General features: G+C 66.1%; 15 protein-coding genes, 1 pseudogene and 1 CRISPR repeat array. Of the genes and pseudogenes, 15 read left to right on the forward strand and 1 reads right to left on the reverse strand.

Annotation, left to right across the window (positions count from 1 at the left end; all coding sequences use genetic code 11):
• The first annotated feature begins 46 nt into the window (after positions 1-46).
• Positions 47-1,354: a CRISPR direct-repeat array (repeat unit 28 nt; unit sequence GTAAACCCCGCGCGAGCGGGGATGATCC).
• A gap of 225 nt (positions 1,355-1,579) precedes the next feature.
• The 14 genes and pseudogenes from AB7V09_RS00990 to AB7V09_RS01055 all read left to right on the forward strand — a co-directional run.
• Positions 1,580-1,672, forward strand: a pseudogene (locus AB7V09_RS00990) (DDE transposase family protein); the annotation flags it as partial.
• Positions 1,673-1,751: 79 nt separating this feature from the next.
• Positions 1,752-2,258: an ISAs1 family transposase gene (locus tag AB7V09_RS00995; protein WP_419142657.1), complete on the forward strand. Its 507-nt coding sequence runs from the start codon at positions 1,752-1,754 to the stop codon at positions 2,256-2,258.
• A gap of 112 nt (positions 2,259-2,370) precedes the next feature.
• The gene (locus tag AB7V09_RS01000) at positions 2,371-2,622 is read left to right on the forward strand and encodes a hypothetical protein (protein ID WP_419142658.1); all 252 of its coding nucleotides are present in this window, start codon (positions 2,371-2,373) and stop codon (positions 2,620-2,622) included.
• A 741-nt stretch (positions 2,623-3,363) separates the two neighbouring features.
• Positions 3,364-4,305, forward strand: a complete 942-nt coding sequence (locus tag AB7V09_RS01005; RefSeq protein ID WP_308503502.1) for an ATP-grasp fold amidoligase family protein — start codon at positions 3,364-3,366, stop codon at positions 4,303-4,305.
• Positions 4,306-4,661: 356 nt separating this feature from the next.
• Entirely contained in the window at positions 4,662-5,906 is a 1,245-nt protein-coding gene (locus AB7V09_RS01010; protein ID WP_419142659.1) for a polysaccharide biosynthesis tyrosine autokinase, read from the forward strand.
• A 540-nt stretch (positions 5,907-6,446) separates the two neighbouring features.
• Complete coding sequence (locus tag AB7V09_RS01015; RefSeq protein ID WP_419142660.1) at positions 6,447-8,525, forward strand: polysaccharide biosynthesis protein; 2,079 nt, start codon at positions 6,447-6,449, stop codon at positions 8,523-8,525.
• Positions 8,525-9,736, forward strand: a complete 1,212-nt coding sequence (locus tag AB7V09_RS01020) for a DegT/DnrJ/EryC1/StrS family aminotransferase (protein ID WP_075415121.1) — start codon at positions 8,525-8,527, stop codon at positions 9,734-9,736. Before AB7V09_RS01015 ends, AB7V09_RS01020 begins: the two co-directional genes overlap by 1 nt.
• A 2-nt stretch (positions 9,737-9,738) precedes the next feature.
• Positions 9,739-10,419: a sugar transferase gene (locus tag AB7V09_RS01025; RefSeq protein WP_419142775.1), complete on the forward strand. Its 681-nt coding sequence runs from the start codon at positions 9,739-9,741 to the stop codon at positions 10,417-10,419.
• A 31-nt stretch (positions 10,420-10,450) separates the two neighbouring features.
• Positions 10,451-11,233, forward strand: a complete 783-nt coding sequence (locus AB7V09_RS01030) for a glycosyltransferase family 2 protein (RefSeq protein ID WP_075415123.1) — start codon at positions 10,451-10,453, stop codon at positions 11,231-11,233.
• 65 nt (positions 11,234-11,298) lie between these two features.
• Positions 11,299-12,450 (forward strand): glycosyltransferase family 1 protein, encoded by a 1,152-nt coding sequence (locus AB7V09_RS01035; protein WP_419142661.1) that lies wholly within the window; start codon positions 11,299-11,301, stop codon positions 12,448-12,450.
• A 9-nt stretch (positions 12,451-12,459) separates the two neighbouring features.
• On the forward strand, positions 12,460-13,566 hold the full coding sequence (locus AB7V09_RS01040; RefSeq protein ID WP_075415125.1) for an EpsG family protein: 1,107 nt from the start codon (positions 12,460-12,462) through the stop codon (positions 13,564-13,566).
• A gap of 108 nt (positions 13,567-13,674) precedes the next feature.
• A complete protein-coding gene (locus AB7V09_RS01045; RefSeq protein ID WP_419142662.1) occupies positions 13,675-15,114 on the forward strand; it encodes a lipopolysaccharide biosynthesis protein in 1,440 nt (479 codons plus the stop codon).
• Between the two features lie 292 nt (positions 15,115-15,406).
• Complete coding sequence (locus tag AB7V09_RS01050) at positions 15,407-16,348, forward strand: polysaccharide pyruvyl transferase family protein (RefSeq protein WP_256699596.1); 942 nt, start codon at positions 15,407-15,409, stop codon at positions 16,346-16,348.
• Positions 16,332-17,759: a lipopolysaccharide biosynthesis protein gene (locus AB7V09_RS01055; RefSeq protein ID WP_419142663.1), complete on the forward strand. Its 1,428-nt coding sequence runs from the start codon at positions 16,332-16,334 to the stop codon at positions 17,757-17,759. Before AB7V09_RS01050 ends, AB7V09_RS01055 begins: the two co-directional genes overlap by 17 nt.
• A 23-nt stretch (positions 17,760-17,782) precedes the next feature.
• Here AB7V09_RS01055 and AB7V09_RS01060 read toward each other — a convergent pair whose 3' ends face one another.
• Positions 17,783-19,105, reverse strand: a complete 1,323-nt coding sequence (locus AB7V09_RS01060) for a UDP-glucose dehydrogenase family protein (protein ID WP_419142664.1) — start codon at positions 19,103-19,105, stop codon at positions 17,783-17,785.
• Between the two features lie 362 nt (positions 19,106-19,467).
• On the opposite strand from AB7V09_RS01060, the gene AB7V09_RS01065 reads away from it, so the two are divergent.
• On the forward strand, positions 19,468-21,270 hold the full coding sequence (locus tag AB7V09_RS01065) for a bifunctional folylpolyglutamate synthase/dihydrofolate synthase (RefSeq protein ID WP_419142665.1): 1,803 nt from the start codon (positions 19,468-19,470) through the stop codon (positions 21,268-21,270).
• Positions 21,271-21,454: the final 184 nt, after the last annotated feature.

Raw genomic sequence — 21,454 nt, forward strand, 5'->3', positions numbered from 1 at the left:
GCGGGGATGATCCGCCGAGGTTGCCGAGGGTGGGCGCGGCCTTGGCGTAAACCCCGCGCGAGCGGGGATGATCCCGGCCTTGGGACGCTTTGGGACCTGCTCGGCCAGTAAACCCCGCGCGAGCGGGGATGATCCGAACGGCCGCTACCTTGGCGCCGGCCCGTTCGGGTAAACCCCGCGCGAGCGGGGATGATCCCCCTCTTCGGGTCCGAGATTCTCACCGTCACTGGTAAACCCCGCGCGAGCGGGGATGATCCTCCGCTGGTGCCCGTGTCCACCCAGTGGGGGCAGTAAACCCCGCGCGAGCGGGGATGATCCCGACCACTGGACCGGGAACCTCCGGCAGGGGCTGTCAACCCCGCGCGAGCGGGGATGATCCGGGCACCTCGCCGCGCTCACCGAGCTCGAGGCGGTAAACCCCGCGCGAGCGGGGATGATCCCGTGGGGGCCTCGACCATCCGGCCACCACCACTGTAAACCCCGCGCGAGCGGGGATGATCCCGGTCCTATCGTTAGTTCCAATATCGCATCATAGTAAACCCCGCGCGAGCGGGGATGATCCCATGGCGTTCGCCTTGCTCGAGAACCAGGGGGTGTAAACCCCGCGCGAGCGGGGATGATCCCGACGACACGCTATTCACCCACGGCGCCCGATTGTAAACCCCGCGCGAGCGGGGATGATCCCGGAAACGCGCGCTCGCACGGTCAACGGCGTAGGTAAACCCCGCGCGAGCGGGGATGATCCGGAGCCCCCGTCGCGGGTGGCGACGAGGGCTCGGTAAACCCCGCGCGAGCGGGGATGATCCCCCACTTCCCCGGCAAGGCGCCCGCCATGTCATGTAAACCCCGCGCGAGCGGGGATGATCCCGATACTCGCCACATCGTCAGCCACGTCGATTCGTAAACCCCGCGCGAGCGGGGATGATCCCCCGCCGGATGCGCCGATCTTCCGGCGGGAGATGTAAACCCCGCGCGAGCGGGGATGATCCGCCCGGGGGACACCGGTCTCGCAGACCGGCAAAGTAAACCCCGCGCGAGCGGGGATGATCCGCAGGCGGCGGCCGCCCTGAAGCGCGCGAACAGTAAACCCCGCGCGAGCGGGGATGATCCCAACACTCAGCGCCCCCAGCACCGAGAGCACAAGTAAACCCCGCGCGAGCGGGGATGATCCTGACGGCGGATTCAGGAACGAGGGGCCACCGTGGTAAACCCCGCGCGAGCGGGGATGATCCCCTGATCGGTGGCGCTGGAGAAGCCGGAAGCGAGTAAACCCCGCGCGAGCGGGGATGATCCCACCGACAAGCGCACCAAGATTGACAACGAGGGGTAAACCCCGCGCGAGCGGGGATGATCCAGGGGGTCGGCAAGGTCGGTGGGTGAGGGTGTCTGAGCCGCTTTGATGGGGGTGGTGTGTCGCTGGGACGGGGGCGCGGGCCCCGTAGGGACGATGAGTGGTGTCTAGTCATCTCCTCGTCCTGGGAGCCCGCGCTGATGTCATCGGCCACCACGTCTGTCCTGTCGCGCCAGCCCCTGGCCCAGGTTCTTAAGGAGCATCACTGACCCCCGGGATCGGCGGGGCGTGCGCCACAGCCTGTTCACGGTCCTGTCCCTGGCCGTGACAGGAGTGTTCGCAGGCTGCCGGAGCCTGACGGCCATCTGGGAGCACACCACCGACCTGCCCCCGTCTGATCTGCGGTCCCTGGGCTTGGAGACGGGGCAGGCCCTGCCGTCGGCAGTCATCCATCCGGCGGGTGCTGCAGGACCTGGACCCCACCGACCTCAACACCCGTCTGAGGTCGTGGTTGTGCACTCGTACCGGCACCGTCGAGGGAAGAACAGTCATCGCGGTGGACGGCAAGACCGTGCGCGGGGCCCGCCTGGGGCAGGCCTCGGCGCCGCACCTCCTGTCGGCTCTGGACCACGCCACGGGCGCCGTGCTGACCCAGGCCCGGGTAGTGGACAAGTCCAACGAGATCCCCGTCATCAGAGAGCTTCTTGAGCCCTTCGACCTCGACGGGGTAGTGGTCACCGCCGACGCCATGCACACACAGGTGGATACTGCCCAGTGGATCCGCGATCAGGGAGGCCACTACGTGCTCCACCGTCAAAGGCAACCAGAAGACTCTGCGCAGGACGTTCAAGGACCTGCCCTGGAAGAAGGTCCCGTCCGTCTCGAGTGTCGACACCGGCCTCGGGCGGCGGGTGCGGCGCACCGCCCGAGGCTGTCCAGGCACCCAAGTGGGTGGACTTCCCCGTAGCGGCTCAGGTTCTCCAGGTCCGACGTACCAGGACCGTCAAGGGCAGGAAGCACGTTGAGGTGGCATACCCGGGTCTGCTCACTGCCCATGGAACAGGCCCAGCCTGAGCAGGTTGCCGCCTGGGTCCAAGGGCACTGGGGAATCGAGAACCGGCTCCACGTCGGTCCGTGATGTCGTCTTCGATGAGGGCCGCCACCAGCTGCGCACCCGTAACGGCCCCGAGATCATGACCACCCTGCGCAACCTGACCATCAGCCTCATCCGCCTGGCCCACGGCGCCCAAGCCGCTATCGCCTCCACCGCCAGATCCCTGTCACGACAACCAAAACGCGCCATCAAGCTCATCACCCAGCCAACCACCTGACCCGACTTTGCCGACCCCCTGGGGGATGATCCCATATGTCGCGCATCGCGTATCGTCAAGACTCGGTAAACCCCGCGCGAGCGGGGATGATCCGACCCAACTGCGGCCCACGGGCACGCTGTGCCCGTAAACCCCGCGCGAGCGGGGAGAACGGCCTGTGTGCTTGAGATAGCGTGACCGGGTCATGAGTCCGGGGCGCCTGGACCGGTGCCCACCTGGACCTCATCAAGCGGGAGGTCGGCTGCGTGGACGCCTCCGTCGTGGCCGACCCGGCCGCGAAGGAGCCCACCGCCACGGTTGAGAAGGTCGCCGAGGCGAGGGATAGCTGACCCAGCCGGCGAACGGGCCGCGTCGTGGGGCCGGCCAGACCGATGAGCTCGGTCTGGCCGGCCCCACTCCTGCATCCAGGTCCGAGAGACGAGTTGAGGTTCTCCCGCCCCAGCCCAGTGATGTCATCGTGGCGATGAGCTGCCGGGAGGGGCGCTGCGCACGGCGACGCGGAGCCGATCCGACACGCCGGTAGGTTAACTTTCCTATTACCTGAGGTGTGAGGCAGAATAATCCCGTTGCTCGGCCACCAGGAACTGGTTGAGCAACTGTGCTCCTCCTCCCGCGGTTCGCCTCTCCCATCTCCCGGTCAGCATGCCTTCTACCGCCATGACGGCGGTAGGGGAGGCTTCGTGCGCAGCCTTCTCCCTGGAGCAGGCTCGCTGGTGGCCTTGGTTGTGAGAGGTACGGACGATGAGTATCAAGGGTGCTGCAGAAGCAGTTCTTCCCCCGCCGGCTCAGGGATGGTTGAAGCAGGCGATCTACCACCGCAACTGTCACCTGTCGCCGCCCCAGTACCGTGCGGCCCTCAAGCACTGGTACTGGCTCTTCAAGGGACGCCCCTGCCACCTGGAGGCGCCGCGCACCATGACTGAGAAGATCCACTGGCTCAAGCTCTATGACTCCACACCCCTCAAAGGGCGTCTGGCGGACAAGTTCCTGGTGCGCGAGTGGGTCGCCGACACGGTGGGGGAGGAGTACCTCGTACCTCTGCTGGGTGTGTGGGACTCGCCTGATGAGATCGACTTCGCCTCCCTGCCGACCAGCTTCGTCCTCAAGGCCACGCACGGCTCGGGGTGGAACATCCTCGTACCGAACAAGAGTGCTCTTGATGAGGAGTGGGCCCGTGGACGCCTCAGGGAGTGGCTCGGCCTGCGTCAGGCCATGAAGGGCGGCTTCGAGCTGCACTACGAGTACTGCGAGCCGCGCATCGTGTGCGAGCGCTTCCTGCGTGACGGCACAGGGGGCCTGAGAGACTACAAGTTCATGGTGTTCGACGGCGTCGTCCAGTTCGCCTTCACCGTGGACAGGCGCGCGGGGCGCGCGATGCGGGGGACCTACCTGCCCGACTGGACCCGAGCCCCCTTCGAGTACACCTGCGAGGCTGTCCGTGCCCCGGACGTTCCCCCGCCGAGCGGCCTGGAGACCATGCTCCGGCTCGCCAGCAGGCTCGGGAAGGGGTTCGCCTGCGCGCGCGTTGACTTCTACCAGGTGCGGGGACGTGTCTACTTCGGTGAGATCACCTTCACCGACGCCGATGGGTTGTCTGAATTTGCTCCCGCTCGCTACAACCGTATATTCGGTGATCGAATCGTCCTTCCCGAGAAGAAGTCGTTCAAGGGCATCATCCTGTGATGGTTTAATGCTCAGGGAATGGTGTCTGTAGATTTTCTACGAAAATCGTCGTGCTCGGTGAGTGAGACCTATCAAGTCTCTCGATGTGCGTGAGGGCTTTCTCATTAAGTCCGTCGGTCACTTGCCCTGTTCGGGTTCTCGCGTGTTACTGTCTGTGTCATTAATTCTGGCGCTCCTTCGTGGGGTATCGTGACTGTCGCTTCATGCTGGTGAGTGCTGTGTCCTATCAGTCCTGAATAATGACAGGTGGTATGCGGATGACGCTCGAGGACCTTCTTCATCTAACTCGTCGACGTTTCGGATCTCTCGCGCTGGCGATCGTGATCTGTGTACTTTTGTCAGTAGCGTTCGCTTTCGTGACGCCGAGTTCCTATACGGCGACGGCTCAGGCCTACCTGCACGTGGAGGTGGGCGGAGACCCGGGGCTGAACACGCAGTCCCACTACAACGCGGCACAGCTCGCCGACTTGAAGGCCGACGCCGCCGTTCCGGTCTTCACCTCGGAGGCAGTCGCCCAGCGCGTGATCGAGTCCCTCAAGCTGGATGTCACCCCGGAAGAGCTCGCCTCCTCGGTGTCGGCGACGCGGACGCCTGAGACCGTGTCGGTGCAGGTCTCCGTGGAGGCCTCCACCTCGCGTCAGGCTCAGGTTCTGGCCGATGAGGTCGTCCGCCAGACGGCCGAAGAGGTGACTGAGCTGGAGGGCAGTGACTCTCCGGTGAAGATCTCCCTGCTGTCCTCCGCCGAGCTGGTGAGTGCTACTCGGTCCCCCGCCCTGGTCACCTGTGTGGGTGTGGGGCTGCTGGCCGGGCTGGTTCTGGGGTACGTGTGGATTCTCGTCCAGGAGCTGCTCGACAAGAGCCTCAAGGGGCCCGAGGATGTGCGCAAGGCCCTGTCGGCGCCCGTGCTCGGCGTGCTGCCGAAGGATCCGTCGCCTCTGCGACTGGGTCGTGGTGCGCAGACGGAGGTCGAGGAGCGGCTTCGGGCCGCTCGCACCAACGTGCTCCATGCCCTGTCTCACGGGGCTCGGCAGGTCGTGGTCGTCACCTCTGCTGGTCCGCGGGAGGGGGCCTCGACGACGGCTGCCGGTCTGGCGCGAGTCCTGGCTCTGTCCGGTCATCGGGTCGTCCTGGTCGGGGGAGACCTGCGCTCGCCAAGTGCGGTCGGCGCCCCGGGTGCCCCAGGGCTCGCGGAGGTCCTGGTGGGGACTGCTCGTCTCAGTCAGGTCCTGGTCGAAGGCGAGGTGCCGGGCCTGGAGCTCCTGCCTGCCGGCGACATGCCCGGGAACCCCTCTGAGCTGCTCGGGGGCCGCAACATGAGTGACCTCCTGCATCATCTGGCCGCAGACCGCATCGTGATTATCGATGCGCCTCCGGTATGCCGCTTCACCGACGCTGTGGTGCTGGCCGAGTATGCCGGTGGCGTCCTCCTCGTGGCGCGAGCCGGGCGCACGTCTGCCGAAGAGCTTCGCGAGGCCGCGCTGGCCGTGGGGCAGGGAGGCGGGCACATGCTCGGCGTGGTGCTCACCAACGTGTCCGATCTCGGGCGCGGTAGTCGGAGTGCCCAGGCTGCCGTCACTCATGCGGAGAGTGCCACCGTCTGACCCTTCCTTCACTGAATGCGGCACGTGTGCAGAGAGCCGAGACGTGACGTCAAGGATGTTTATCCAAATGTTACTTTGCAGTCGCACTGACGTTAGTCGTTGGGGTGTGTGCTCCGGGGTTCCGCTGGAATGAATCTTGACGCTTCAGGCTCTCGGGCCCAGTCGCCTGTGGATTTATACCATTGTGCCGAAGTGGATCTGTTGGTAAACGACGATCGAGGAGTAGCATCCTCAAAATCTTCCAATCGGTGACTCTTGGTGTTAGATTAATGCTGAGCATTAAGTACGGAATCTGTTAGTGATTTTTCAATGGGTTCCGTGTGCCCTTTTCTGTGTCGTTTCCTCCTGTTGAGCAGTAGGAGCCGCATCCCCAAGTCCGTCCCGCGAAGCAGTGAAACCTGCTCGCCCATATGCAGATTGAAACCCTGATGACATTTGAAATCTGTCGCTCCTGCCAGCGTCAAACGCTTGATCGGAGTTCCTCACTCTCATGCGGTGTGTCCCATGCTCCTCAGCAGACTCAATGGAGCGTGACGACTCATGGCTGAAGCGCATCAGGACTCCCATGGCACCGCCGGCCGTGATGAGCGCAGTACCGAGGTTGGTCGCCCTGGCGCACCTCAACCCGCACGATCCCTCGCAGCGCCCGGGGGTGCCACCGCGGGCGCCCCTTCAGCACCGGGCTCGGCGCCCGTGAGACCGTCGGACTGCGGCGCGCAGCGGGGAGGCTTCGCCCTGTGCCGGCTCGAGCCGGTCGCCTTGATGGTCATCGACTTCCTGGCCACGTATATGGCGCTGTACTCCGCGGCCTGGGGGACCACGAAATGGGCGACCGCCACGGGGGCGACCGGCGGCCTCCTGGCCGTCGGGGTGCTCGGGGTCGTCAACGTGGGCGTCTTCGCCACCTTCAAGATGTACAACAGCCTGTGGCGCTACGCCTCGATGGCGGAGGCGCTGAGGATTCTGTACGCGACCGTCGTCGGCTCGATCTGCGGCGATCTGCTCTTCTCCCTGGCCTTCGATGGTGGGCTGTCGGTGCGTTCCTACGTCATGGCCTGGGCGCTGCTCGTCATCATGACCGCGGGGACTCGCCTCGCCGCCCGGGCGCTGTGGCACAGCCGCGCCCACCGCAGTGCTCGCGCAGGTGAGCCGGGCTCCCGCCCCCGTACCCTCATCGTCGGAGCCGGGCAGACCGGTTCTCTGACCATCAAGCGCATGCACCTGGGGGACGAGGACATGTGCGGAGAACCGGTGGCCCTGGTCGATGACGACATCACCAAGCACGGTCGCCACGTCCACGGCGTCAAGGTCTACGGTGCGTGTGACGACATCCCCCGCATCGCCCAGGAGTGCCGGGCCGAGCAGATCGTCCTGGCCTGCCCCTCGGCGCTGGCCTCCGAGCGCCAGCGCATCCTGTCCATCTGCCTGACAACGGGCCTGAGGATCCTCACCCTCCCGAACGTACGGGACCTGGCTCAGCAGGATGACGGGCGGATCGCACTGCGGGAGGTCGAGATCACCGAGCTGCTCTCCCGTGACGAGGTCGCCTTCGACTCCACGGGGATGGGGTACGTGCGCGACCAGGTCGTCCTGGTCACCGGCGGTGGTGGCTCCATCGGCTCTGAGCTGGTCCGTCAGCTCATCGAGGCCCGGCCTAGCCAGATCATCATCTTCGACGTCTACGAGAACACGGCCTACGAGCTGCTCCACGAGATGCAGCCCAAGGCGACCGAGCTGGGGGTGACGCTCTCGGTCGTCATCGGCTCGGTGACCAACGAGCGCATCGTCCGCGACTGCTTCCAGCGGTACCGGCCCAAGGTCGTCTTCCACGCGGCGGCCCACAAGCACGTGCCGCTCATGGAGGACAACGCCCGTGAGGCCGTGGAGAACAACGTGCTGGGCACCTGGGTCGTCTGCCGTCTGGCGGAGGAGCTCGGCTGCAGCCACTGCATCCTGGTCTCCACCGACAAGGCGGTCAACCCCACCAACGTCATGGGGGCCACCAAGCGGCTGTGCGAGCTGGAGATCCAGGCCCTGGCCCAGACCAGCCGCTCCACCGTCTTCGCCGCCGTGCGCTTCGGCAACGTGCTCGGCAGCCACGGCTCGGTCATCCCGCTGTTCAGGCGCCAGCTCAGATCAGGTGGGCCGCTGACTGTCACCCACCCCGACATCACCCGCTACTTCATGACGATCCCCGAAGCGGCCCAGCTGGTCATCACCGCCGGCTCCATGGCCCAGGCCGGAGAGATCTTCATCCTGGAGATGGGCAAGCCCGTGCGGATCTACGACCTGGCTGTCAACCTCATCAAGCTCTCGGGCCTGCGGGTGGGGCGTGACATCGAGGTCGTCTTCACCGGGCTGCGTCCTGGCGAGAAGCTCTACGAGGAGCTGCAGATGCGCGATGAGGATCTGCACCCCACGCAGAACCCCTCGATCCTCGTCTCCACGGCACCGCCTCCCACCAGGCTGGAGGTGGAGGACAAGATCGCTCGGCTCATGGCCTGTCTGCCCCAGGGCGGCGAGCAGATCAAGCGGGAGCTTGCTCGCGCGGTGCCCACCTATCACCCACGTTTTGACAACAGTACGAATCCGTCGCCAACAGTGAGGACAGCTGACTGATGCGTGTTGATTTCTCGCCTCCAGACATCACCGACGCCGAGTGCCAGGAAGTGGTGGATGCACTGCGCTCTGGCTGGATCACCACCGGACCGCGTACCAAGACCCTGGAGAAGCAGGTGGCGCAGCGCTGTGGAACCACCCGGGCCGCCTGCCTGAACTCCGCGACCGCCTCGCTGGAGCTGACCCTCCGGGTCCTGGGCATCGGTCCCGGAGACGAGGTCATCGTCCCGGCCTACACCTACACGGCCTCTGCCTCCCCGATCGTTCATGTGGGCGCCACCCCCGTGATCGTCGATGCCGGCCAGGCCGACGGCGGCTACGGGCTGGACCCCGGCGCCCTGGAGGCCGCCATCACCCCGCGGACCAAGGCCGTCATCCCGGTCGACATCGGTGGTCGCATGTGCGACTACCCGGCGCTGCGCGCGGTCGTCGACAGCCACAGCCACCTGTTCACCCCGGCAGGGGCGGTCCAGGATGCGCTGGGAAGTGTCGCCCTCGTCGCCGACGGCGCCCACAGCTTCGGTGCCCGGCGCGACGGCACGCCCTCGGGCAGCGCCGCCGACTTCACCACCTTCAGCTTCCACGCCGTGAAGAACCTGACCACCGCGGAGGGCGGCGCCGTCACGTGGAGGCCGGAGCTGGGCCTGGACGAGGAGCTCTACCGCCAGTACATGCTGCTGTCCTTGCACGGGCAGAGCAAGGACGCCCTGTCCAAGACCCGCCTGGGGGCCTGGGAGTACGACGTCGTCAGCCCCGCCTACAAGTGCAACATGACCGACGTGTGCGCCGCGATCGGCCTGGCGCAGATGACCCGCTACGACTCGATGCTCGAGCGTCGGCGCCAGATCATCACCCGCTACGACCAGGCCCTGGCGCCGGCGGGCGTGACATCGCTGCGGCACTACGAGGACGGGAGCGTCTCCTCCGGGCACCTCTACCTGGCGAACCTGCCGGGCCTGGGGGAGGAGGCGCGAAACGAATTCATCGAGCGCATGGCGCGCGCGGACGTGGCCTGCAACGTCCACTACAAGCCGCTGCCCCTGCTGAGCGCCTACCGCGACCTCGGCTTCTCCATTGAGGACTTCCCGCAGGCCTACGCCCTCTACGCCAGTGAGGTGAGTCTGCCCCTGCACACCTCATTGACCGACGAGCAGGTCGACTACGTCATCAGCTGCGCGCTCGAGACGCTCGCGGCGATGGGCCGCTCATGACGATGCCGCCCTGGGAGGAGCTGCCGGTCTCCCTGCGTACCGAGGAGGTCCGCCCCTACTACGAGGCACTGGCCCGGCGCGGAGTCCAGCTGCGGCTCAAGCGCCTGCTCGACGTCGTCGGTGCGACGATCCTGATCGTGCTGCTCGGGTGGCTGTTCATCATCCTGGCGGCCCTCATCAAGCTGGACTCGCCCGGACCGGTGTTCTTCCGCCAACGGCGGGTCACCCAGTTCGGGCGCGAGTTCCGGATCGTCAAGTTCCGCACCATGACGCACCGGCCGGCAGATCCCGGTGACCAGATCACCCGGGGTAACGACCCCCGGGTCACCAAGGTCGGAGCGGTGCTGCGCCGCTACCGGCTCGATGAGATCAGTCAGCTCATCGACATCCTGCGCGGCACGATGAGCTTCGTGGGGACCAGGCCGGAGGTGCCCGAGTACGTCCAGCAGTACACCCCGCAGATGCGGGCCACCTTGCTGCTGCCCGCCGGAGTCACCTCCACGGCCTCCATCGAGTTCAAGGACGAGGCCGAGATCCTGGCGGCCGCCCCGCCGGGCCAGGATGCCTACCTCACTCAGGTCCTGCCGGCCAAGATGCGCCTCAACCTGCGTGACGTCCAGAACTTCAGCATCGGACGAGATCTGTCGATCGCGCTGAGGACCGTCCTGGCGGTGGCCAGGTGAGGCGCGCAACGACGACACCTAAGGAGCAAGCATGACAGCAGGCACTGAGCACGATCACGAACTGGACTCCGACCTGGTCTCCATCATCATGCCGACGTACAACTGCGGGGCCTTCATCGCCGAGACCATCGCCACCGTCCAGGCCCAGACCCACCCCCGCTGGGAGCTGATCGTCGTCGACGACTGCTCCTCCGACGACACCACTGAGGTGGTCGGGGCTCTGGCCAAGGACGACCCGCGGATCCGGTACGTGCGGCTGGAGACCAACAGCGGTGCCGCCATGGCCCGTAACCGGGCGATGGAACTGGCCCAGGGGCGCTACATGGCCTTCCTGGACTCCGACGACCTGTGGCACCCCGACAAGCTCAGGCGGCAGATCGACTTCATGACCTCGCGTGACGTGGCCATGTCCTGCACCGCCTACGCCCAGATCGACGAGCAGGGCGTGCCCACCGGCAGGATCGTGCGCAGCCCGGCCAGGATCAGCTACAACCGCCTGCTCCTGGACTGCCCGGTGGGCAACTCCACCGTCATGTACGACGTGGCGCGCCTGGGCAAGTTCGAGGTTCCCAACATCCGCAAACGCAACGACGACGCCCTGTGGCTGCGCATGCTCCGCACCGAGCCCTACATCTGGGGGATGCCGGTGGTGCTCATGAGGTACCGGCTCCGCTCGGGATCGGTGTCGGCCAACAAACGGAGCCTGGTCAAGTACCACTGGACGCTCTACCGCGACATCGAGCATCTCAGCGTCCCCCGCTCCGTCTTCCACATCGGCGTGTGGGTCCTCATCAAGACCCTCAAGGTGAAATGAGGACCGGCGTTAGCAGGACGAGCAGTTCCCCGGACCGATCCGGGGCCGACGGAGGCAGACAGGCAATGAGTCAGGAACAGTCATCGACCACGCGTGACCTTGGGGGCGGCCCCCTGCGGGTCCTGCAGATCAACTCATCAATCTCCCGGCGCTCCGGAGTCATGAGCGTGCTCATGAACTACCTCAGGCACATGGACCGCTCGCAGGTGGTGTTCGACTTCTTCTGCTACGCCACGCCCGACGAGACCCACCGTGAGGAGATCGAGGCACTGGGCGGGCGCTGCTACGTCATCGATGCCGGGAACCATATCGGACGCATCCGATCATCCGTGGGGCAGGTGCTGGAGCAGCATGCGGGGCAGTACCCCGTGGCGCACCTGCACGACCCCATCCTGTCGCGCTTCCTCTACCCGGTGGCCCATCGCCACGGGGTGCGGTCCTTCGCCGTCCACTCCCATGCGACGGCGTACTCCGACTCCCGGCTGCGGAGCCTGCGCAACTGGCTCGTCTGCCGCAATATCGGGGCCTACTCCGACGCGCGCCTGGCCTGCTCCCGGGCGGCCGGCGACTTCCTGTTCGGCTCAGGCCGCTTCGAGGTAGTTCCCAACGCGATCGATGTGGAGACCTACCGCTTCAACGAGTCGGTCCGTGCCGAGGTGCGCTCCCGGCTGGGGCTGGGGGAGGCACCCGTCGTCGGCCATGTGGGACGGTTCAGTGAGCAGAAGAACCACCGGTTCCTCATTGATGTGTGCACCGAGCTGTTCCGTGCGCGCCCCGAGGCCTGTCTCATGCTCATCGGCGACGGCCCGCTACGGCCGAGCATCGAGGCCGTGGTGGCCGAGCGCGGCCTGAGTGACCGCGTTCTGTTCCTGGGGGACCGCAAGGACGTCCCTGACCTCTACCAGGCCATGGACATGTTCCTTCTGCCCTCCCTCTACGAGGGGCTGCCGATGGTGGGGGTGGAGGCGCAGTGCGCGGGGCTCCCGCTGGTGTGCTCCGACGAGGTGACCGATGAGGTCACGATTGGGGAGGTCTCCTTCCTGCCGCTGGACATGCCGGCGCCTCAGTGGGCGCACCATGTCAGCCAGGCCCTCGACCACGGGCGGGACCCGCGGCGCAGGGCGGAGGCAGAGCGGGCCACGCGCGTCGCGGGTTTCGACATCACTCACGAAGCCGAGCGGCTGGCGCACCGTTACCGTGCGCTGGCGGAATGGTGATGCCGGAGCATGTGGATTCACTTCGCGCTCTTCGCCGCTCTTCTCCTGCCAGCAGCTCTCCTGGGGCTGCGGGGCAATGCCGGTCGGCGGGGCTCCCGGGTCATTCTGGTCGTGGCCTTCGTGGCCTTCGTGGCCTTCTCCTCCATGCGAGCCGTCAGCGTTGGCAATGACACGATTGAGTACCACCGGGTCTTCGAGGAGATCAAGGCGACGACCTCCCTCCAGGAGGCCTTCACCGTCAGCCGCTTCGAGTACGGCTATGTCGTACTCAACTACCTGGTCAGCCGCATCACGGACAGCTTCAACATCCTGCTGCTCATCATCTCGGTGTTCGTCTACGGATCAGCGGTGCTGTTCATCAAGCGGTACGCCGCCAACTACTCCCTGGCGGTCCTCCTCGCCTTCGGCATATCCGCCTTCTACGACTTCACACTCTTTACCCGACAGAGCGTTGCGGTGGCGATCTTCCTGCTGGCCGTCCCCGCGCTCATGGAGCGCAAGCTGTTGCGCTACGCCCTGCTCATCGCGCTCGCCTCCCAGTTCCATCTCAGCGCCCTGCTCCTGCTCGTCATCTACCTCGTCTCCGCCATGCGGCTGAGTACCTTCGGTGACTGGATCAAATGGGGCGCCCTCATCGGGACCAGCATGCTCTCACTGAGCTGGGTGATGAACTCCCTTGCGGCGTCCTCCGCCTACTACGGTCACTACCTCAACAGCGACTACGCCGACGGCGGGGTGCGCTCGGCCACCGTTCTGCTGATCGTAGTGCGCATCTTCCTCATACTTCTGGCCTCAACCTGCGGATGGGAGGCCGCCGTGGAGGAAGACCCCTCCGGGCGTACCCGCAGTCTCCTGGCACTGGCCGTTGCCGATATAGCCATGGTGACGGTGTCCCTGGGCTTCAACCTCGTCGATCGTCTCGAGATGTACCTGACCATGCCCTTCGTCGTCGGTCTGGTGAACCTCACCGTGCGGGGCCGCAGGCCCGAGCGCTCCTACATCGGCGCCCTCCTGGTCATCATCGCCCTCGCAGCCTCCACGATCTTCTTCCTGTACCGGCCCGAGTGGTACCACCTGTTCCCCTACCGAACCTTCTTCGAGAAAGGGATCCCGTGATGGAATCTGTCCGTTCCGCGAGTTCGTGTAGGTCCGGTGTCGGTGATCTGAATGGCGGCTGCCTGCGGGAGAGACGCGACGCCAGCCCGACGTGGGAGGTGCACTTCGATGCCGGCGAGTTATAAGAACCGCATCGCATTCCTGCTGGGTAACACCCTGGTCTTCGCTCTGGGGGGCCTGGCGATCAAGGCCGTCTCACTGGTCCTCATGCCGTTGTACACGACTGCGCTGACGGCTGGTGAGTACGGGACGGCCGAGCTGCTCAACAGCGCGATCGAGATCGTGCTGCCGCTACTGTCGGCGGGCGTGGTGGAGGCCCTCTACCGGTTCTCCATTGACGATGACGTTCCCAAGGATGAGCTCTTCGCCGGCTCCCTGGTGGTCCTGGGGGGAGGCGTCGTGTGCGCTGGGGTGGCGTGCGCCTTGGGGCGCGTCTTGTGGAACATGGAGCATGCGGGTTCCTTCTTCGTCCTGTTCTGCTCGGTGTGCCTGTTCAAGGCCACGACCCAACTCGCCCGTGGGTTGGGGCACGTGCGCCGCTTCGTGGCCTATGGGCTCATCAATGCGCTCGCCATGGTGGTGTCCACCTATCTGCTCCTGGTCCGCGCGCACCTGGGCGTGGAGGGGTACCTGTGGTCCTTCACCATCGGCTACTTGGTGGGTGGTCTTGTCGCCTTCCTGGGGTCGGCCGAGTACCGGCTCCTGGCTCCATTCAGGTTTGATCGCGACCTGCTGCGCCGGATGCTCGTCTACAGCCTGCCGCTCGTGCCCAATCTGCTGTCGTGGTGGCTGGTCAGTGTCTCCGGACGGTACGTGGTCCTGTGGGGCAGCGGAGTCGTGGCCGCGGGGCTCTTCACGGCGGCGAGCAAGATGCCTGCGCTGGTTAACATCGTGGCCTCCGTCTTCCAGCAGGCCTGGCAGTACTCCACCGCCCGCGAGATTAACTCGCCCGACCGCGGCGCCTTCTTCGGCGTCGTGATGAGGGGGTACTCGCTGGCGACTCTCACGGTCGCCGGGCTGGTCATCGCCTTGAACCGGCCGATCTCCAGGGTGATGCTCCAGGCCGAGTTCGCCGAGGGATGGCGCTACGTCCCCCTGCTCATGCTGGTCGCCTCCTTCGGGGTCATCAGCATCTTTTTCGAGAGCTTCTACCAGGCCTTGAAGAACAGCGGCGTTCTCATGGCCTCGACCGCTCTGGGCGCAGGGGTCAACGTGGTCCTCGGCGTGGCTCTCGTGCCGTTCATGGGACCGTGGGGCGCCGGCCTGGCCGGAGCGGTGGCCTACATGCTCGTCCTGGTGGTGCGGGCGCGAGACCTCAGGCGCCGCATCAACCTGCCGATAGACCGCCTTCGTCTCACCTACCAGCTCGCGCTGCTCATCAGTATCACCGCATGTATGTCCTTCGACGGCGGTTCATGGCTGACTGCCGTGGTCTGGGCCTGCCTGGGGCTACTGGCGACCAGCGACATGACGGTTCTCACCAACAGTGCTCGAGCCGTGACGGAGTCCCTGAGGCGCAGGAGCGGGGGACTGATGCGCCAGCTCTGACTCGGGGAGGGCGGCGCAGGATGTGCGCGGTATAACGGCTCTGTGTGCAAAGCGACGATTCACTGCCCTGCTTGTAAAAATGCTTTTGTGTCAACCAGTGCGTTTTGTCTTAACTGTACAGTGTGATGATCCCTGTTGTCTTTTCGTGATGTCTATGGGAAAGCGAGTCTGTCGACACGGCGTATCCTTGCTGGGCCGATCTGACTGGTTGAGCTGAAGTATCTTGCTGACGCAAGAAGGGAAGATTATGAAGCATATTCTGCTTTTAGATACATCCGTTGGATCCCTCAATATGGGGGATGAGATCATTGGGCGATCCATTGAGATGAACTGGCGCGAACTGTTCTCGTCGAACTATGTCATGCGCCTGGCCACCCATACCCCGATGTACACGCCGGCGCAGTATCTGCTGTCCAAGCGCCGGCTCAGCATCTTCAAAGGGGCCGACATCAAGCTCTTGTGCGGCACCAACGCCCTGTACACGAATATGCTGCGGCCCCTGCCGACATGGAACATCAACTACCTCAACTGCGGGATGGCCACAGGCACGGTGTGTCTCGGCGTGGGTGCGGGGGCCAACTCCTCATCGGTCAACCTCTACACGCGGGCCCTCTACCGCAAGGTGCTGTCCCATGACCTGGTGCACTCGGTGCGTGACGAGCGCACCAAGCATCTCCTGCAGCGGGTGGGACTGCGAGCCTGGAACACCGGCTGCCCCACCCTGTGGGGACTGACCCCTGAGCACTGCGAGACCATTGCCCGCACCAAGGGCGACGAGGTGGTCTTCACGCTCACCTCCTACCACCCGAACCCGCGCAAGGACCGGGCAATGGTCGACGTGCTGCGCAGGAGCTACTCGCGACTGCACTTCTGGCCCCAGTCCATCGACGACCTGGACTACCTGCAGTCTCTGGGAGCGGCCGACGGCGTCGAGATCGTCACGCCGAGCCTGGCAGGTTTCCGGGAGGTGCTCGACCGGGGCGTCGACTACGTGGGGAACCGTCTGCACGGGGGTATCTTCGCTCTGCAGCGCAAGCGGCGCGCCATCATCGTGGCCATTGACTACCGCGCGCGGGAGATGGCCAAGGACTACTCCTTGCCGCTGGTGGAGCGCGACTCCATCGAGACCGATCTGGCCGACTTGATCGAGTCCTCCTGGCCGACCGCGATCCATGGCCTGGACTTCGACCGTATCGAGAAGTGGAAGGCTCAGTTCGATGTCGGCAAGCCATAAGGGGCGCATGAGGCTCCTGCTGGGTAACACCCTGGTCTTCGCCCTGGGGGGCCTGGCGGTCAAGGCCGTCTCGCTGGTCCTCATGCCGTTGTACACGACTGCGCTGACGGCTGGTGAGTACGGGACGGCCGAGCTGCTCAACAGCGCGATCGAGATCGTGCTCCCACTGCTCTCGCTTGGCGTCGTGGAGGCCCTCTACCGCTTCTCCATTGACGACGACGTTCCCAAGGGCGAGCTCTTCGCCAACTCCCTGGTGGTCCTGGGCGGCGGCGTCGTGTGCACCGGGGTGGCGTGCGCCCTGGGCAGCGTCTTGTGGAACATGGAGCACGCGGCAGCGTTCTTCGCCCTGTTCTGCTCGGTGTGCGTCTTCAAGGCCACGACCCAGCTCGCCCGTGGGCTGGGGCACGTGCGCCGCTTCGTGGCCTACGGGCTCATCAATGCGCTCGCCATGGTGGTGTCCACCTACCTGCTCCTGGTCCGTGCGCATACAGGTATCGAGGGCTACCTGTGGTCGTACACCATCGGCTACCTGGTGGGTGGTCTTGTCGCCTTCCTGGGGTCGGCCGAGTACCGGCTCCTGGCCCCATTCAGGTTCGATCGGGCGCTGCTGCGCCGGATGCTCGTCTACAGCCTGCCGCTCGTGCCCAACCTGCTGTCGTGGTGGCTGGTCAGTGTCTCCGGCCGGTACGTGGTCCTGTGGGGCAGCGGCCTGGCAGCTGCCGGGCTCTTCACCGCGGCGAGCAAGATGCCCTCACTCATCAACATCGTGGCCTCCGTCTTCCAACAGGCCTGGCAGTACTCCACCGCCCGCGAGATCGACTCACCCGACCGCGGCGCCTTCTTCGGCTCCGTCCTGCGGGGCTACTCGCTGGCCACTCTGTCGACCGCCGGGCTGGTCATCGCCTTGAACCGGCCGATCTCCAGGGTGATGCTCCAGGCCGAGTTCGCCGAGGGATGGCGCTACGTCCCCCTGCTCATGCTGGCGGCGACCTTCGGGGTCATGACCATCTTCTTCGGCACCTTCTACCAGGCACTCATGAACAGCCGCATGCTCATGGTCTCCACCATGATGGGGGCGATGGTCAACGTGATCCTCGGCGTGGCTCTCGTGCCGTTCATGGGACCGTGGGGCGCCGGCCTGGCCGGAGCGGTGGCCTACGCCCTCGTCCTGGTGGTGCGAGCCCGGGACCTCAGGCGCCGCATCGACCTGCCCATGGACCGCTCGCGCCTGACCTACCAGCTCGCGCTGCTCAGCGTCATGGCCGTGTGCACGTCCTTCGACGGCGGCTCATGGCTGAACGGGGCGGTCTGGGTCTGCCTGATCCTCCTGGCGACCAGCGACATGTCAGTGCTGGGTGGCGGCGCTCGAGCCGTGGCCGCAGCGTTCGCCGGCAGGCTTGGGCGGCGCTGAGGAGCCCGCGCCGCCCAAGCCGCTCACCGTCGGCCGATGCCGCGGTAGCTCCAACCGGCCGCCTTCCAGGCCTGTGCATCCAGGCAGTTGCGTCCGTCAATGACATAGCGGTTACGTGCCAGACCGGCCGCCTGGGCGGGGTCAAGATCCTGGTACTCGCGCCACTCCGTGCCGATGATGACCAGGTCGGTTCCCTCCAGGGCGGACTGCGCTGAGGCGGCGACCTCGTAGGGGCGGTTCGTCCTCTGAGCGAGGATCGGGCCGGCGGCCGGGTCGTGCACGACGACTCGCTCGACCATGCCCGACAGCTCCACGGCGAGATCCAGGGCGGGAGAGTTGCGCATGTCGTCGCTGTCCGGTTTGAAGGCGGCCCCGAGGACCGTCACCGTGGCCGCCGACGTGTGCTCACCGAGGAGCTCAGCGACTGTGCGGATGACGCCGGCACGCATGGTGTCGTTGACGCGATCGACCTCCGCGAGGAAGGCCAGGGCGTCGCCGACGCCGAGCTCGCCGGCGCGGGCCTGGAAGGCACGGATGTCCTTGGGCAGACAGCCTCCGCCGAAGCCGATACCGGCGCGCAGGAACCGGCGCCCGATACGGTTGTCCATGCCGATCGCTTCAGCGAGGGCCGTCACATTGGCCCCCGCGGCGTCGCAGACCTGGGACATGGCGTTGATGAAGGAGATCTTCGTGGCCAGGAAGGCGTTCGCACTGATCTTGACCAGCTCGGCGGTGGCGTAGTCCATGACCAGACGCGGGGTGCCGGTGGCCAGGATCTGCGCGTAGACCGCGTCCATCGTCTCCTGGGCGCGGCCGGCGGCGTCGGGATTCTCCGGCAGGCCGTAGACCATCCGGTCCGGACGCAGCGTGTCCTGAACTGCGAAGCCCTCCCGCAGGAACTCCGGGTTCCACAGCAGCAGCGCCCCGGTCGGCTCGATCAGCTGGGACAGGCGGGCGGCGGTGCCAACGGGAACTGTGGACTTGCCGGCGACCACCTCAGGGCCGCTGGTGCAGTGCCCCAGGTGGGGGAGCATGGCGGTCACGGCTGCGTCGACGTACGTCATGTCCGCCGCCCCCGACTCGGACTGCGGTGTGCCCACGCCGATGAAATGGACCTGGGCTCCCTTAATGGCGGAGAAGTCCTGAGTGAAGGTCAGGCGTCCGGCCTCCACGTTACGGGCCAGAAGCCCTTCAAGCTCGGGCTCGAAGAACGGCGCCCTGCCGTTACTCAGAAGATTTACCTTGTGGGCGTCGACGTCCACGCCCACCACATCATGCCCGAGCTCCGCCATTGACGCAGCGTGAACAGCACCGAGATATCCGCAACCAATCACTGACAAACGCATGGAGGAAGCCTAGGCAGGCATGTGGGGGGTATGTCTACCCCTATACCCATAGGGTTCCCTGGTGAATTCCTCAAATATTTCACCGAGAATTAGGATGTATTCATCGAGTTTTTGTACAACAATCATGGTAGTCGTATTGTCGAAGCCGCCCGAATGGGCTTGTGCCCCGAAAAAGATTTAAGAAGAAATCGTTGTTCGGGTGCGGACCTTGCTGTGAGAGATTGCGCTCACGTGATTCCCCTGCCGATCAGTCGTGACTATGCAGTGGCTGGGAGTCTTCGGGCCTCGGCTAGATTAGGGCTGGGAGGGGGCGCTTGAGAGAGCCTCCGCCCAACCCGTCACGTCGAGTAAAGGATGGCACAGTGCCCGTAGACGACGACTCCAAGCAGGTCAGGCCCGGCGCCGCCTTCGGCATCCCCGAGGGGGCTACGGGGGAGGAGGTTGTCGACGCCGTCTTCGGCCAGGCCGGCATCGACCCCGAGCTCCTGCCCTACCTGGAGGCCGCAGGCGCCCCCGATCTGGCCGAGGGCGAGGGGCTGACCGTCTCCGAGCTTCAGGAGGCCGGTGCTCAGCGACAGGCCGACGCCGAGTCCCAGGACCGCGAGGACCTCGAGGCTCTGCGTGAGCTCGTTGCCGCCAACATGATTCCGGGTGGTGACACTGATCGCCTCGAGGAGCTCCTGGCCGAGGTGGACGCCGACGACTCCGACGACTGGGACTCCTGGGAGCCCCAGCTCGCCGACGACTCCGAGGGTGAGCACCTGCGCGATCTGCAAGCCGCCGCCCGCGGCGTCGAGGTTGCCGCCCGCATGCGCCAGGTCGAGGCCGAGATTCTCGCACGCGCCCCCGAGCACCAGGTCCAGCCCTCCCTGGAGCGGGTCGAGGCCGTCCTCGACCTCCTGGGCAACCCCGAGCGCACCTACCGCACCGTTCACATCACCGGCACCAACGGCAAGACCTCCACCGCCCGTATGACCGAGCGCCTGCTGGCCGCTGGCGGCATGCGCACCGGCCGCTTCACCTCCCCGCACCTGGCCACTATCCGCGAGCGCATCAGTCTCGATGGTGAACCGATCAGTGAGGAGGGCTTCATCGCCGCCTGGGAGGACGTGGCGCCGTATGTTGCCATGGTCGATGAGCGCTCCCAGGCCGCCGGGGGGCCCCGCCTGTCCTTCTTCGAGGTGCTGGCCGTCATGGCTCTGGCCGCCTTCGCCGACTACCCCGTCGACGTCGCCGTCATCGAGGTGGGCCTGGGCGGGCGGTGGGACGCCACGAACGTCATCGGCTCCGACGTCGCCGTCATCACCCCGATCGGGCGCGACCACGAGCGTTGGCTGGGCTCGTCGATCACCGAGATCGCCCATGAGAAGGCCGGCATCATCAAGGACGGTTCCACCGTCATCGTCGCCCACCAGGTCCCCGAGGCGGCCGCTGAGATCGAGCAGGCCGCGGCCTCTCACCGGGTCGTCGTGCGCCGGGAGCGGGACCCGCAGGAGGATCCCACCTCACCGGAGGCCGGCGTCCTGCAGGTCCTCGACCGTCAGCTCGCCGTCGGCGGTCAGATGGTCACCTTCGCCACGGCGGCGGCCGTCTATGAGGATGTCTTCGTTCCGCTGCACGGGGAGTACCAGGCCCACAATGCCCTGCTCGCCCTGGCCGCCGCCGAGGCGGTCCACGGCGGGCGCCGGCTGCCGGCGCGCATCGTCGAGGACGGTTTCGCCTCCGTCACCAGCCCGGGCCGTCTGGAGGTGCTGCGCTCCTCGCCCACGGTCCTGGTCGACGCCGGGCACAACCCGCACGGCATCGAGGCCCTCACCGGAGCCATCGAGGAGGCCTTCGGCTTCCAGCACCTCGTCGCGGTCCTGGGTGTCATGGCCGATAAGGACGCCGAGGGCATCCTGGCGGGCCTGGAACCGGTGACCGACGCCGTCGTGTGCGTCCCCATCGACTCGCCTCGGGCCATGGACGTCGAGGACCTGGGTGAGATCGCCCGGGAGGTCTACGGCGCCGACCGCGTCGTGGTGAGCCAGCAGCTCGGCGAGGGAGTGGAGCGGGCGGTCGCCCTGTCCGAGGGGTATGACGCCCCGCTGACCGCCTCAGGAATCCTCATCGTCGGCTCCGTGGTCCTGGCTGCCGAGGCTCGCGCCCTGTTCGGCAGGCCCTGACAGCAGCGGCCCGCTCCTTCGACGGCGCTCCTTGAGTCCCCGTTCCAACTGCGGAGGCATGTGCGTTTGGGCTGGTCGCAGGCCCTGCGGTCGTCTCAGCGCGCGAGGCGGCAGGGGGCGTGAGAGGATGGGGGCGCGAGCGGGCGATGAGCACCTCGCCGGCCTGCTCCGGCGCGTCCCACAG

Source organism: Actinomyces sp. SKVG-SVH-4(1) (assembly GCF_048514265.1).
In the GTDB taxonomy this organism is placed as follows: domain Bacteria; phylum Actinomycetota; class Actinomycetes; order Actinomycetales; family Actinomycetaceae; genus Actinomyces; species Actinomyces oris.